A 13127-nucleotide genomic window follows, 5' to 3' on the forward strand; every position below is an offset into this window, starting at 1 on the left:
CCCTCTAGGCCTTCAGCAGGTTGGCGTCGTCGACGGAGGCGGAGCGCCGGGACCGGTAGATCGCCATGATGATCGCCAGGCCGACCACGACCTCGGCGGCGGCGACGGCCATCACGAAGAACGCCATCACCTGCCCGTCGATGTTGCCGCTGGTGCGGGCGAAGGTGACCAGGGTCAGGTTTCCGGCGTTGAGCATGAGCTCGACGCACATGAACACGACGATGGAGTTGCGCCGCACCAGGACGCCGACCGCGCCGATCGTGAACAGCGCGGCGGCCAGGATCAGGTAGTACTCGGGGCTCATGCGTCCCGTCCTTCCGTGTGCTTCGGCGCGGCCTCGGCGGCGGTGAGCTGGCGCGGCGGCACGTATTCCGAGAGCGACGCGGGCTCGATCGAGCCGTCGGGCCGCAGCGCGGGCGTCGCGGTCGAGTCCGAGTTCGCGAACACGCCCGGGCCGGGCCTGGGGCCCGGGTAGCTGCCGGGCGCGAACCGCTCGCGGCTGTGCTCCCTCTGCCCGCGGTGGCCGCCCTTCTTGGCGACGTGCGCGAACATGAGCGCGCCGACCGCGGCCACGGTGAGCGCGCCCGCCATGACCTCGAACGGGAACAGGTACGTCGAGAACAGCGCCTCGGCGATCGCCTCGACGTTCGACTGCGCGCCGGTCGCCCAGCGCGGGTCGGCCGCGATCGTCATACCCGAGACGGCGCGCGCCAGGCCGGAGGCCAGGAGCGCCGCCATGCCGATGCCGAGCAGCACCGCGAAGAGGCGCTGCCCGCGCAGCGTCTCGAACATCGAGTCCTTCGAGTCGCGCCCGAACAGCATGAGCACGAACAGGAACAGCATCATGATCGCGCCCGTGTAGACCATGATCTGCACGAACCCGAGGAACGGGGCGGCCTGCATGATGTAGAAGACCGCCAGGCACAGCATGGTGACCGCGAGCATCAGCGCCGCGTGGATCGCCGAGCGCGCCAGCACCAGGCCCATGGCCCCGCCGAGCGCGATCGGCGCGAGGATCCAGAAGAACACCGACTCGCCGCTGATGCCGTTCTGGGCGACGGTCTGCGCGACGTCGATCATCACTGCTCACCCCTCCGGTTCTGCGCCAGCATCTCCGTGAGGGAGAACTCCGCGCCCTCGCTCGCGCCCGGGTTGGTCGGGCCGGAGGCGTAGTACGCCTTCTCGCTGTCGCCCAGGCGCATCGGGTGCGGCGGCTGCTCCATGCCCTCGATGAGCGGGGCCAGCAGCTCCTCCTTGGTGAAGATGAGGTCGCGGCGGTCGTCCCGGGCCAGCTCGTACTCGTTGCTCATGGTGAGCGAGCGGGTCGGGCAGGCCTCGATGCACAGGCCGCAGAAGATGCAGCGCGCGTAGTTGATCTGGTAGTTCTTGGCGTACCGCTCGCCGGGCGAGAACCGCTCGGCCTCGGTGTTCTCCGCGCCCTCCACGTAGATCGCGTCGGCCGGGCAGGCCCACGCGCACAGCTCGCAGCCGATGCACTTCTCCAGCCCGTCGGGGTGACGGTTGAGCACGTGCCGGCCGTGGAACCGCGGCTGGAGCTTCGAGGGCTCCTCCGGGTAGTCGACCGTGACCTTCGGCTTGAACATGTGCGAGAAGGTGACGCCGAAGCCTTTAGCGAAACCGGACATTACTCCTCCTCTCCCTTGTCGGTAGGACCGGAGCCGTTGACGGGAACGGCAGTGCTTGCGGGTTCGAGCTCCGTGAGCGAACGCGGGCTCGGCGGGACGGCCAGGTCGAGCGGCGGCACGGGGAACCCGCCCAGGCCCGTGTCGGGCTCGGCCGGCTCCTCGTACTGCTTCCGGCTGGGCCAGAAGAAGATCAGGGCCATCACGGCGATCGCCGCGCCGCCCGCGAACGCGATGCGCGTCGGCAGATCGTTGTCGGTGTCGAGCCCGATGTTCATGGCCGCCAGGACCATGAGCCACACCAGGGACACCGGCACGAGGACCTTCCAGCCCAGGCGCATGAACTGGTCGTAGCGCAGGCGCGGCAGCGTGCCGCGCAGCCACACGTAGAAGAACAGGAACGCCAGGACCTTCCCGAAGAACCACACCAGCGGCATGAACCCCTCGTTCGCGCCCGGCCACCACGAGGCGGGGAACGGCGCGGCCCAGCCGCCCAGGAAGAGCGTCACGCACAGGGCCGACATCGTGACCATGTTGACATACTCCGCCAGGAAGAACGACGCGTACTTCAGGCTCGAGTACTCGGTCGCGAACCCCGCCACCAGCTCCGACTCCGCCTCCGGGAGGTCGAACGGGGCGCGGTTCGTCTCGCCGACCATCGAGATCACGAAGATCACGAAGCTCGGCGCGAGGATGATGAAGTACCAGCCCGGCAGCGTGATCTCCGTGCCGCCGAACGTCAGCGGCAGGCCCTGGGCCTGCGCCTCGACGATCGCGCCGGTCGACATCAGCTGCGACTGGAAGAACACCGTCAGCACCGCCAGGCCCAGCGCGATCTCATACGAGATGACCTGCGCCGCGGCGCGGAGCGCGCCCAGCAGCGAGTACGTCGAACCGGAGGACCAGCCCGCCAGCACGATGCCGTACACGCCGAGCGCCGAGCACGCCAGGATCAGCAGCACGCTCACCTCGAAATCGGTGAGCTGCAGCTCCGTCTCGATCCCGAAGACGTTCACCTCGGGCCCGAACGGGATCACCGCGAACGCCGTGAACGCGCACGTCACGGCGATGACGGGGGCCGCGATGAACACGACCTTGTCCGCCGTCCGCGGCATCACGTCCTCTTTGAACGCCAGCTTCAAACCGTCCGCGAGCGACTGCAGCAGACCGAACGGCCCGTTGCGGTTCGGCCCCGGCCGCACCTGCATGATCGCCACCACGCGCCGCTCGAACCAGATGGTGAAGAGCACCAGCAGCACGAGCACCACGAAGACGAGCACGCCCTTGACGAGCATGAGCCAGATCGGATCGTTCATCACTTGACCGCCTCCACGGCTTCACCGGACTGAGCGGCCGGGCGAGGGACGTTCGGATAGGCGCGGATCGTGACCACATCGCCCGAACCGGCGCCCAGGTGGCGGTAGATCCCGCGACCCGGCGCGTTCTGCGGCAGCCAGACCACGCCCTCGGGCATGTCGGTGACCCTGAGCGGCAGCGTGATCCCGCCGATCGAGGTCGCCACGGTGACACCGCCCCCCTCGCTCGCGCCGATCGCCTTCGCCGTCGCGGCGCTCAACCGCACCACCGGGTCGGGAGCGCAGCCCGCCAAGTGCGGGTTGTTCTCCTGCATCGAACCGCCGTCGAGGAGCTGGCGCCACGTCGCGAGGATCGCCTTGCCGTCCTCATGCGGGTGCGCGGCCCTGTCCACCGCCCAGTCAGGCGCCGGCTGGCGCGTGAGCGGATCCGGCAGCCCCGCGAGTTCCGCACGCACCGTGCGGGTCTCGGCGAGCCCCAGCTCGACCCCCATCGCCGCCGCGAGCGTGTCGAGCACCGCGTGGTCAGACATGAGATCCGAGGGGATCACCGTGTCGAACGTCCGCAGCCGCCCCTCCCAGTCGAAGTACGCCCCGGGCTTGCCCGTCACCGGCGCGACCGGCAGGATCACGTCCGCCACCCGCGTCACCGCCGAATGCCGGATCTCCAGGGAGACCACGAACCGGGCCGCGTACAGCGCCGCCTCGACCGCGGGCCCGTCCGCGAAGTCGTACGGGTCCACGCCGCCCACCAGGAGCGCGTCGATCTCGCCCTCCGCGGCGGCCTGCAGGATCTCCCACGCGGCGCGGCCGTCGTTGCCGGGCAGGGACTCGACGCCCCAGTACTCGGCCAGCTGGTCGCGGTCCGCCGTGTACGAGGCGAGGCCGCCGCCGGGCAGCAGCCCGGGGAGGCAGCCGGACTCGACCGCGCCGCGGTCGCCCGCGCGCCGCGGGATCCACGCCATCCGCGCGCCCGTGGCCTTCGCGAGGCGCACCGCCGCCGAGAACGCTCCCTCCACAGTGGAGAGCCGCTCGCCGAGCAGGATGACCGCGCCGTCCTCGCTCAGCGCGTCGCGCACGAAGCCGCCGCTCCTCCAGCCGTCGAGGAGTTCGGCCTCCTCCCCCGGCAGGGCCTCGATGAGGTTCGCGTTCAGCTTCGCCGTGCCGCGCGTCGCGAACGGCGCGACCACGTGCACCCGCTGGCCGCGCTGGCGCACGGCCTTGCGCAGGCGCAGGAACGCGATCGGGCACTCCTCTTCGATCTCGAGGCCGACGGTGACGACCACGGGGGCCTTCTCCAGGTCCTCGTAGGTGACCGCGCCGCTCGAGGGGAATACGCCGGCCACGGCGTGCGCCAGGAACTCCGCCTCCTCGGAGGAGTGCGGGCGGGAGCGGAAGTCGATGTCGTTGGTGCCGAGGGCGACCCGCGCGAACTTCGAGTACGCGTACGAGTCCTCGACGGTGAGCCGGCCGCCCGGCAGGACCCCGACGCGGCTGCCCGCGTCCTTGAGCCCCGCGGCCGCGCGGCGCAGGGCCTCGGGCCAGGACGCCTCGCGCAGCGAGCCGTCCTCGTCGCGGACCAGCGGCTTCGTGATCCGGTCGGCCGCTTCGATGTAGGAGGAGCCCCAGCGGCCCTTGTCGCAGTTCCACTCCTCGTTCACCGCCGGGTCCTCGCCCGCGAGGCGGCGCAGGACTTTGCCGCGGCGGTGGTCCGAGCGCTGCGCGCACCCGGCCGAGCAGTGCTCGCACACGCTGGGCGTCGACACGAGGTCGAAGGGGCGCGAGCGGAACCGGTACTGGGTGCCGGTGAGCGCGCCGACCGGGCAGATCTGGACGGTGTTGCCCGAGAAGTAGGACTCGAACGGCTCGTCCTCGTACACGCCGACCTGCTCGAGCGCCGAGCGCTCCATCAGCTCGATGAACGGGTCGCCCGCGATCTGGTCGGAGAAGCGGGTGCAGCGCGCGCACAGGACGCAGCGCTCGCGGTCGAGCAGCACCTGCGAGGAGATCGGCAGCGCCTTCTTGTAGCGGCGCTTGTCCTCCGGCTCCATGCGCGTCTCGGTGCGCCCGGTGCTCATGGCCTGGTTCTGGAGCGGGCACTCGCCGCCCTTGTCGCAGACCGGGCAGTCCAGGGGGTGGTTGATCAGGAGGAACTCCATGATCCCCTCCTGGGCCTCCTTGGCGACCTCGCTGGTGTGCTGGGTCTTGACGACCATGCCCTCCATGGCGGTGGTCGTGCAGGAGGCGGCGGGCTTGGGCATGCCGCGCCCGTTGCCCATGTCGGGGACGTCCACGAGGCACTGGCGGCAGGCCCCGGCGGGCTCGAGCAGCGGGTGGTCGCAGAAGCGGGGGATCTCGATGCCGAGCTGCTCGGCGGCACGGATGATCAAGGTGCCCTTGGGGACCGTGACTTCGACGCCGTCGATGGTGAACGTGACTTGATCGGTCATGTCAGTGCGCTCCGATCTTTTCCGCGTCGAAGAGGGCCGGCTTGTGGCCTTCGATGTAGTCGAGGTAGTCCTGCCGGAAGTACTTCAGCGAGGACGTGACGCACGAGGTCGCGCCGTCGCCGAGACCGCAGAACGAGCGGCCGAGGAGGTTCTTGCACGCGCTCTCGAGGAGCTTGAGGTCGCCGAGGGAGCCCTGGCCGGAGAGGATGCGCTCGTAGACGCGCACCATCCAGTAGTTGCCCTCGCGGCACGGCGTGCACTTGCCGCAGGACTCGTGGGCGTAGAACTTGATCCAGCGCCAGCAGGCGACCACCGGGCAGTCCTGGTCGGAGAAGATCATGACCGCGGTGGTGCCGAGGATCGAGCCCGCTTTGGCGACGTTGTCGAAGTCGAGCGGGACGTCGATCGAGTCGGCCGAGAGCATCGGGGTCGAGGAGCCGCCGGGGGTGAAGAACTTGAGCTCGTGGCCGTCCTCCATGCCGCCGGCGAGCTCGATGAGCTCGCGCAGCGTCGTGCCCATCGAGCACTCGTACTGGCCGGGGCGCTTGACGCGGCCCGAGAGCGAGTAGATCATCGTGCCCGCGGCGTTCTCGGAGCCGAGGTCCTTCCACCACTGCGCGCCGCCGAGCACGATGTGCGGGACGGCCGCGATGGAGCCGACGTTGTTGATGCACGTGGGCTTGTTGTAGAGCCCGTGCGTCGCCGGGAACGGCGGGCGCAGGCGCGGTTGGCCGCGCTTGCCTTCGAGGGAGTCGAGGAGGGCGGTCTCCTCGCCGCAGATGTACGCCCCGGCGCCGGAGTGGATCACGACCTCGAGGTCGAACCCGGAGCCGAGGATGTCCTTGCCGAGGTAGCCGGCTTCCTTGGCTTCGCGCACGGCGTTGCGCAGGCGGCGCGCCGCGTGGATCGCCTCGCCGCGCACGTAGACGAAGGCCCGGGAGGCCTTGATCGCGTAGGAGGCGATGACGATGCCCTCGATGAGCGAGTGCGGGTCGTTCATCATGAGCGGCAGGTCCTTGCAGGTGCCCGGCTCGCCCTCGTCGGCGTTGACGACCAGGTAGTGCTCCTGACCGTCGTCGGGCACGAACTGCCACTTCATGCCCACGGGGAACCCGGCGCCGCCGCGGCCGCGGTGGCCCGAGTCCTTCATGAACGCGATGAGGTCGCCCTCGGAGTACTTGAGGGCCTTGCGGAGCGCCTTGTAGCCGTCGAGCTGCTCGTAGACGTCGAGCTTCCACGCGTTCGGGGACAACCAGCGCTTGGTGACGACGGGCTTGAGCTTGTTGAGGGCGTCCTCGCGGGGCCGCCTGGGACCGGGCACGGTTACGCTCACTTCGCTTCCTCTGGTTCCTTGGCCAGCAACGGCGCGGCGGGGTCGTACGAGGGCGCGGTGATGCCCGCTTCGGCCGCGAGGCGCGCCCCGGCGAGCGTGGCGTCGCCCTGGGCGTTGCCCTCGAGCCCGGCGGTGCGCTCCTCGTCGAACCCGGCCAGCTGGACCGAGATCTCACGCAACGTGCACAGTGGAGCGCCGCGGCTGGGGGCCGGGCGGCGGCCCTCCTTGAGCTCCCGCACCAGGTCGAGGGATTTGGCCTCGTCCATGTCGTCGAAGAACTCGTAGTTGACGGTGACGACCGGCGCGTAGTCGCACGCGGCGAGGCACTCGGCGTGCTCGAGCGTGATCTTGCCGTCCGCGGTGGTCTCGTCGTGGCCGACGTCGAGCTCGTCGCTCAGCGCGTCGAACACCTGCTGCCCGCCCTTGGCCTGGCAGAGGGTGTTGGTGCACACCGAGACCAGCCAGTCGCCGGCCGGCTCGCGCTTGTACATGGTGTAGAAGGTCGAGACCGCCTGCACCTGGGCCTTGGTGATGTCCAGGACCTCGGCGCAGAACGCGATGCCGTCGTCCGAGATGTAGCCGTCGTGCGACTGCACCAGGTGGAGCAGCGGCAGGAGCGCCGAGCGCTCGCGGCCCTCGGGGTAGCGGACGAGGATGGCCTCGGCCTGCTCGCGGATCTTCTCCGGGTAGTTCACCTGTCGCAACCTCCCATGACCGGGTCGAGCGAGGCCCCGCCCGCGATGACGTCCGCGAGCAGGCCGCCTTCGGCGAGCGCGGGGATCGACTGCAGGTTGATGAAGGAGGGCTCTCGCATGTGGACGCGGAACGGCCTCGTGCCGCCGTCGGAGACGGCGTGGATGCCGAGTTCGCCGCGTGGGGCCTCGATGGCGGTGTACACCTGCCCGGCCGGGACCCGGAAGCCCTCGGTGACGAGCTTGAAGTGGTGGATCAGCGCCTCCATCGACTGGCTCATGATGTGCCGGATGTGGTTGAGGCTGTTGCCCATGCCGTCGGCGCCGAGGGCGAGCTGGGCGGGCCAGGCGATCTTCTTGTCCTCGACCATGACCGGGCCGGGCTCGAGCTTGTCGAGGCCCTGGTCGATGATGCGCAGGCTCTGGCGGATCTCCTCGAGGCGCACGACGTAACGCGCCCAGGCGTCGGCGCCGTTGTGCACCGGGACCTCGAAGTCGTACTCCTCGTAGCCGCAGTACGGCATGGTCTTGCGCAGGTCCCAGGGGAGCCCGGCGGAGCGGAGCACGGGACCGGTGACGCCGAGGGCGAGGCAGCCGGAGACGTCGAGGTAGCCGACGCCCTGGGTGCGCTCCTGCCAGATGGCGTTGCCGGTGAGAAGGCCCTCGTAGTCGTCGAGGCCCTGCGGCATGTAGTCGACGAACTCGCGGATCATCGCGACGCCGTCGCGCGGGAGGTCCTGCGCGAGGCCGCCGGGGCGCACGTAGGCCATGTTCATGCGCAGGCCGCAGACGGCCTCGAAGATGTCGAGGATCTTCTCGCGGTCACGGAAGCCGTAGATCATCATCGAGAGCGCGCCGAGCTCCATGCCCGTGGTCGCGAGGGCGACCAGGTGGGAGCTGATGCGGTTGAGCTCCATCATGATCACGCGGATCACGTCGGCGCGCCGGGGCACCTCGATGCCGAGGAGCTTCTCGACGGCGAGGCAGTAGGCGGTCTCGTTGAAGATCGGCGCGAGGTAGTCGGCGCGGGTCACGAAGGTCGTGCCCTGCGTCCAGTTGCGGTACTCGAGGTTCTTCTCGATGCCGGTGTGGAGGTAGCCGACGATGGGGCGGACCGAGCGGACGGTCTCGCCTTCGAGCTCGCAGACCAGGCGGAGCACGCCGTGCGTGGACGGGTGCTGCGGGCCGAGGTTGACGATGAGCCGTTCCTCGCTGACCGGGTCGACCGAGGCGACGAGCTCGTCCCAGTCCCCGCCGGTGACGGTGTAGACGCGGCCTTCGGTCGTGTCGCGCTCGGCCGCATAGGCGTCGGCGGACGTTCCGTTGTCGGTGGCGGTCACTTGTAGGCCCTCCGTTCGTCCGGGGGCGGAATGTGGGCCCCCTTGTACTCGACGGCGATGCCCCCGAGCGGGTAGTCCTTCCGCTGCGGGAAGCCCTCCCAGTCGTCGGGCATGAGGATGCGGGTGAGGTGCGGGTGGCCCTCGAAGACGACGCCGAACATGTCGTACGCCTCCCGCTCCTGCCAGTCGGCGGTCGGATAGATCGCGGTCGCGGACTGCACGACCGGGTGCTCGAGGCCCACGGCGGTCTCGAGGCGCACGCGGCGGCGGTAGGTCATCGAGGTCAGGTGGTAGACGACGTGGAGCCGGTTGCGCTGGTCCGGGTAGTCCACGCCGGACACCGAGTTGCAGAGCTCGAAGCGCAGGCTCTCGTCGTCGCGCATGGTCTTGCAGACGTCGGCGACGCGGTCGGGCGCGATGTGGATGGTGAGCTCGCCGCGGTCGACCACACATGCGCGGGTGATGTCGTCGCCGAGCGATTCGCGCAGGGCGGCGACGACCTCGTCGAAGTAGCCGCCGAGCGGTTCGGGCGTCGAGACGAGGTCGCCGGCGGTCGGCTGGGCCTGCACGAGGCCGCCGAAGCCGGAGGTGTCACCGGTGTCCGCGACGCCGAACAGGCCCTTGGGCCGCTGGATGCCGACGGGCTGGACGTCGTCCGGGGCCGCGCTGCCCGTCCCCGTGGGATCGGAGGTCATCGCTTCGCCACCGCCTTCCGGATGCGCAGCTGCTCTTCCGTCCCGGTCTTCACGGCCTCGGCCCACTCCTTCTTGCGCTGCTTGTCGAAGCGGTACGAGGAGGGCATCGCGCCGGGCTTGACCACGGGCTCGGGAAGGTCGGCGAGGGCCTGGCGGCGCTTCTCGCCGAGGGGCTCGTGCTGGACCTTCTCGTGGAGCTTGAGGATCGCGTCGAGCAGCATCTCCGGGCGCGGGGGGCAGCCGGGGAGGTACATGTCGACGGGCACGACGTGGTCGACGCCCTGCACGATCGCGTAGTTGTTGAACATGCCGCCGGAGGTGGCGCACACGCCCATCGAGAGGACCCACTTCGGTTCGGGCATCTGGTCGTAGATCTGGCGCAGGACGGGGGCCATCTTCTGGCTCACGCGCCCGGCGACGATCATGAGGTCGGCCTGGCGCGGAGAGGCCCGGAAGACCTCCATGCCGAAGCGGCCGGTGTCGTAGCGGGCCGCGCCGGTGGCCATCATCTCGATGGCGCAGCACGCGAGTCCGAACGTGGCGGGCCACATCGACGCGCGGCGCGTCCAGTTGACCAGGGCCTCCACGGAAGTGAGGATGATGCCCTGCGGCAGTTTCTCTTCTACACCCATGGCGGCACCTAGTCCCAGTCCAGTCCGCCGCGGCGCCATTCGTAGGCGTAGGCGACGAACAGCGCGGCGATGAACATGAAGACGGCCCAGAACCCGAAGATCCCGAGGACGTCGTGGTGGACGGCCCACGGCACGAGGAAGATGATCTCGATGTCGAAGACGATGAACAGCATCGCGGTGAGGTAGAACTTCACCGGGAACTTGGTCGGCCCCGAGGTGGTGGGGGCCGGTTCGATGCCGCATTCGTAAGGGTCGTACTTGGCGCGGTTCCTGCGGTGCGGGCCGGTGATGCGCGAGGCGACCACCGAGACGATGCCGAACCCGGCGCCGATCGCGAACATGATCACGACGGGCACATAGACTTCCACGTTCTCAGACCCTCCTTTCGGTGAAGCTCGCGAGCCGAACATGAGCACGGCCCAGGCTGGGCGTGACGATCCGCATCCCGTTGACGATCCGGTCGGCGGTGTCGCGCCCGGGTCGGTCGGTGAGGTTCGCCAGCAGTTTCAACACGACGCGCATGAGCGCGGGACGCTTCAGGCCGTGCTCGGTGCACAGCCTCATGACGGTGGGCTTGCCGATGAGGTGCGAGAAGATCCCGCCCATGCGGTAGTACGAGCCCCAGAGGTCGTCCATTCGGTCGGCGTAGGTGCGCAGCACGGCTTCGCGGCGCGGCACCGACCGCGCGCGGAGCGCGTCGGCGACAACCGCGGCGGCGACCTCGCCGGCTTCGACGGCGTAGGCGATGCCCTCGCCGTTGAACGGGTTGACCATGCCTCCGGAGTCGCCGACGAGCATGAGGCCGCGGCTGTAGTGCGGAGTCCGGTTGAAGCCCATGGGAAGGGCGGCGCCGCGCACGGGGCCGTCGGCGTTCGCCTCGTCGGCCAGGCCCCACTCCTCGGGCGTGTTGGCGAGCCAGTCGCGGAGCAGCGCACGGTAGTCGGTCTTGCCGTACCCCTCGGAGGAGTTGAGCACGCCGAGCCCGGCGTTGACGCGGCCGTCGCCGAGTCCGAAGATCCAGCCGTAGCCGGGTTGCAGCACATCGGGTTCCGCGGCGGTGCGCAGCGAGAGCCACGACTCCAGGTACTCGTCGTCGTGCTTGGCCGCGGACTTGTAGTACTGGCGGACCGCGACGCCCATGGGGCGCTTCTCGTCCCGCTTGAGGCCCAGCGCTAGCGCGAGCCGCCCGGAGACGCCGTCGGCGGCGATCACGAGCGGGGCGCGGTAGGTGACGTGCTCGCCGTCGGCGACGGCGGTGACCCCGCAGACGCGCCCGGCGAGGTCGAAGACCGGCGCGGTGACCTTGACGCCGCAGCGCAGTTCGGCGCCGGCGGCGACGGCCCGGTCGGCGAGGATTTGATCGAAGTCCAAACGGGTACGGGTGAGTCCGTAGGCCGGGAAGTCCTGGAGCGTCGGCCAGTCGAGTTCGATGGCGATGTCGTCGGCCACGACGCGGAGGCCGCGGTTGCGGATCCATCCGGCGGCTTCGGAGGTGTCGACGCCCATCTTGAGCAGCTGCGCGACGGCGCGGGGGGTGAGGCCGTCGCCGCAGACCTTCTCGCGGGGGAAGCGGGTCTTCTCGAGCAGCAGAACGTCGAGTCCCCGGGAGGCCAGGTGGTAGGCCGCGGCCGAACCACCAGGTCCCGCGCCGACGACGATGACGTCGGCCTCCGGGGTTGCGTGAGTGGTCACGGGCGTCCTCTCAGGCGAACGGGCGGTGATCCTTTTAACGACCATCCGGCTTGTGAAGATCTTCACAAGCGTTTGCCGCAAGTCTAGAACTCCGCTATCTACGCCCTGTCACTTAGGTCCGCCTAAGTTGTCATTATTCGAGGTCACGAGGCATACAGGCGTACCTGAACCAGAGTTGCGGAAGCGATGGGAGCGCCTGAGGTGACGCACACCGACCGAGTGATAAAGCCGACAGTCGAACACCCCTGCAACACGAAACCACCGGAAACACTCTCGTAACAAGCGCCTTCCGCGGATGCGCCGCCCCATAGGGCATCCGGGCACGCGAGGCAACGTGGCCATCGACACATCGTTCAAATTTGAAACTTCCCCGAGAGACCCGTATGGTCGATGGGTAATTCAAATCTGAACTACTTATGCTCGCTCCCCTGGAAGAGGTAGGAACATGTCCGAGCCTGTCAAGGTCACTGTGGTCTTCTACTCGCAGACCGGCAACGTCACCCAGCTCGCCCGCCAGATCGCCGAAGGCGCAGAGAAGGCCGGCGCCGAGGTCCGCCTGCGCCGAGTCGCCGAGCTGGCCCCGCAGGAGGCCATCGACTCGAACGAGCAGTGGGCCGCGAACGTCAAGGCCACCGCCGACATCGCCGAGGCCACCCCCGACGACATCGAATGGGCCGACGCTGTGATCATGGGCAGCCCGACCCGATTCGGCAACGTCTCCTCGCAGCTCAAGCAGTTCATCGACACGCTCGGTGGCCTGTGGTTCCAGGGCAAGCTGGCCGACAAGGTCTACTCGGGCTTCGCCGCCGCCTCCGGCAAGCACGGCGGCAACGAGTCCACGCTGCTCGCGCTGTACAACTCGTTCCACCACTTCGGCGGCATCATCGTGGCCCCCGGCTACGCCGGCGAGGTCGCCTTCGCGAACGCGTCGCCGTACGGCGTCTCCCACTTCGGCTGGGGCACCCCGGTCGCGGAGGACGTCCTCAACGCCGCCGCCGCTCAGGCCGAGCGCGTCGTGACCACCACCGCCGCCATCAAGGCCGGCCGCGCCGCCATCGCCGCCTAACGGCACATTCACGCAAGCGCCCGGCGGGTCCTCCTACGGCATCAGGAGGACCCGCCGGGCGCTTTGTCGTCCTATCCCGGCTCGTCTCTGGATGAGGTTCAAGCAATCAGCAACGAAGAGGCGGGTCGACGGGTGGGGTCGGGCGGCGGGCTGCGGGTGGGTTGCGGGGCGGGCGACACTCCCGACCGCGGGGGCCGGTCTCGGTGTTTTGCCTTGGGGCGCAGGAGGGTCCGGCGGAACATGAATGGCTTCTCGTCTTGTGGGTGATGTC

The 13127-nt window shown here is 69.3% G+C and carries 12 protein-coding genes and 1 pseudogene; 1 reads left to right on the forward strand and 12 read right to left on the reverse strand.

The window, feature by feature from the left end; all coding sequences use genetic code 11:
• Positions 1-4: 4 nt before the first annotated feature.
• The 12 genes and pseudogenes from nuoK to J5V16_RS13700 form a co-directional block, all read right to left on the reverse strand.
• Entirely contained in the window at positions 5-304 is a 300-nt protein-coding gene (gene nuoK, locus J5V16_RS13645; protein ID WP_208496840.1) for an NADH-quinone oxidoreductase subunit NuoK, read from the reverse strand.
• A complete protein-coding gene (locus tag J5V16_RS13650; protein WP_208496887.1) occupies positions 301-1080 on the reverse strand; it encodes an NADH-quinone oxidoreductase subunit J in 780 nt (259 codons plus the stop codon). Before J5V16_RS13650 ends, nuoK begins: the two co-directional genes overlap by 4 nt.
• Positions 1080-1646: an NADH-quinone oxidoreductase subunit NuoI gene (gene nuoI, locus J5V16_RS13655; protein ID WP_208496841.1), complete on the reverse strand. Its 567-nt coding sequence runs from the start codon at positions 1644-1646 to the stop codon at positions 1080-1082. Before nuoI ends, J5V16_RS13650 begins: the two co-directional genes overlap by 1 nt.
• A complete protein-coding gene (nuoH, locus tag J5V16_RS13660) occupies positions 1646-2959 on the reverse strand; it encodes an NADH-quinone oxidoreductase subunit NuoH (protein ID WP_208496843.1) in 1314 nt (437 codons plus the stop codon). The genes nuoI and nuoH overlap by 1 nt, the downstream gene beginning before the upstream one ends.
• Positions 2959-5406: an NADH-quinone oxidoreductase subunit G gene (locus tag J5V16_RS13665; protein WP_208496844.1), complete on the reverse strand. Its 2448-nt coding sequence runs from the start codon at positions 5404-5406 to the stop codon at positions 2959-2961. The genes nuoH and J5V16_RS13665 overlap by 1 nt, the downstream gene beginning before the upstream one ends.
• Before the next feature lies 1 nt (position 5407).
• Complete coding sequence (gene nuoF / locus J5V16_RS13670) at positions 5408-6739, reverse strand: NADH-quinone oxidoreductase subunit NuoF (RefSeq protein ID WP_307792957.1); 1332 nt, start codon at positions 6737-6739, stop codon at positions 5408-5410.
• 17 nt (positions 6740-6756) lie between these two features.
• Positions 6757-7434, reverse strand: a pseudogene (gene nuoE, locus J5V16_RS13675) (NADH-quinone oxidoreductase subunit NuoE); the annotation flags it as partial.
• Complete coding sequence (locus J5V16_RS13680) at positions 7431-8771, reverse strand: NADH-quinone oxidoreductase subunit D (RefSeq protein WP_208496846.1); 1341 nt, start codon at positions 8769-8771, stop codon at positions 7431-7433. The pseudogene nuoE and the gene J5V16_RS13680, both read right to left, overlap by 4 nt.
• On the reverse strand, positions 8768-9466 hold the full coding sequence (locus J5V16_RS13685; RefSeq protein ID WP_208496848.1) for an NADH-quinone oxidoreductase subunit C: 699 nt from the start codon (positions 9464-9466) through the stop codon (positions 8768-8770). Before J5V16_RS13685 ends, J5V16_RS13680 begins: the two co-directional genes overlap by 4 nt.
• Positions 9463-10098: a NuoB/complex I 20 kDa subunit family protein gene (locus J5V16_RS13690; protein ID WP_208496849.1), complete on the reverse strand. Its 636-nt coding sequence runs from the start codon at positions 10096-10098 to the stop codon at positions 9463-9465. Before J5V16_RS13690 ends, J5V16_RS13685 begins: the two co-directional genes overlap by 4 nt.
• A gap of 8 nt (positions 10099-10106) precedes the next feature.
• Positions 10107-10466 (reverse strand): NADH-quinone oxidoreductase subunit A, encoded by a 360-nt coding sequence (locus J5V16_RS13695; protein WP_208496850.1) that lies wholly within the window; start codon positions 10464-10466, stop codon positions 10107-10109.
• Positions 10467-10470: 4 nt separating this feature from the next.
• On the reverse strand, positions 10471-11835 hold the full coding sequence (locus J5V16_RS13700) for a geranylgeranyl reductase family protein (RefSeq protein WP_208496851.1): 1365 nt from the start codon (positions 11833-11835) through the stop codon (positions 10471-10473).
• 400 nt (positions 11836-12235) lie between these two features.
• Between J5V16_RS13700 and wrbA the strand changes: the two genes are divergently transcribed.
• Positions 12236-12856 (forward strand): NAD(P)H:quinone oxidoreductase, encoded by a 621-nt coding sequence (gene wrbA, locus J5V16_RS13705; RefSeq protein ID WP_208496853.1) that lies wholly within the window; start codon positions 12236-12238, stop codon positions 12854-12856.
• The last annotated feature ends 271 nt before the right edge of the window (positions 12857-13127 follow it).

The sequence above is a fragment of the Glycomyces niveus genome (assembly GCF_017592475.1).
In the GTDB taxonomy this organism is placed as follows: Bacteria; Actinomycetota; Actinomycetes; order Mycobacteriales; family Micromonosporaceae; genus Glycomyces; species Glycomyces niveus.

What these genes read in the sequence shown, in the direction of transcription:
- J5V16_RS13690 (WP_208496849.1), bottom strand. Translation starts at nt 10,098, where the DNA reads ATGGGTGTAGAAGAGAAACTGCCGCAGGGCATCATCCTCACTTCCGTG.
- J5V16_RS13665 (WP_208496844.1), bottom strand. Translation starts at nt 5,406, where the DNA reads ATGACCGATCAAGTCACGTTCACCATCGACGGCGTCGAAGTCACGGTC.
- nuoI (WP_208496841.1), bottom strand. Translation starts at nt 1,646, where the DNA reads ATGTCCGGTTTCGCTAAAGGCTTCGGCGTCACCTTCTCGCACATGTTC.
- nuoH (WP_208496843.1), bottom strand. Translation starts at nt 2,959, where the DNA reads ATGAACGATCCGATCTGGCTCATGCTCGTCAAGGGCGTGCTCGTCTTC.
- J5V16_RS13700 (WP_208496851.1), bottom strand. Translation starts at nt 11,835, where the DNA reads ATGGTCGTTAAAAGGATCACCGCCCGTTCGCCTGAGAGGACGCCCGTG.
- nuoK (WP_208496840.1), bottom strand. Translation starts at nt 304, where the DNA reads ATGAGCCCCGAGTACTACCTGATCCTGGCCGCCGCGCTGTTCACGATC.
- J5V16_RS13650 (WP_208496887.1), bottom strand. Translation starts at nt 1,080, where the DNA reads ATGATCGACGTCGCGCAGACCGTCGCCCAGAACGGCATCAGCGGCGAG.
- wrbA (WP_208496853.1), top strand. Translation starts at nt 12,236, where the DNA reads ATGTCCGAGCCTGTCAAGGTCACTGTGGTCTTCTACTCGCAGACCGGC.
- J5V16_RS13685 (WP_208496848.1), bottom strand. Translation starts at nt 9,466, where the DNA reads ATGACCTCCGATCCCACGGGGACGGGCAGCGCGGCCCCGGACGACGTC.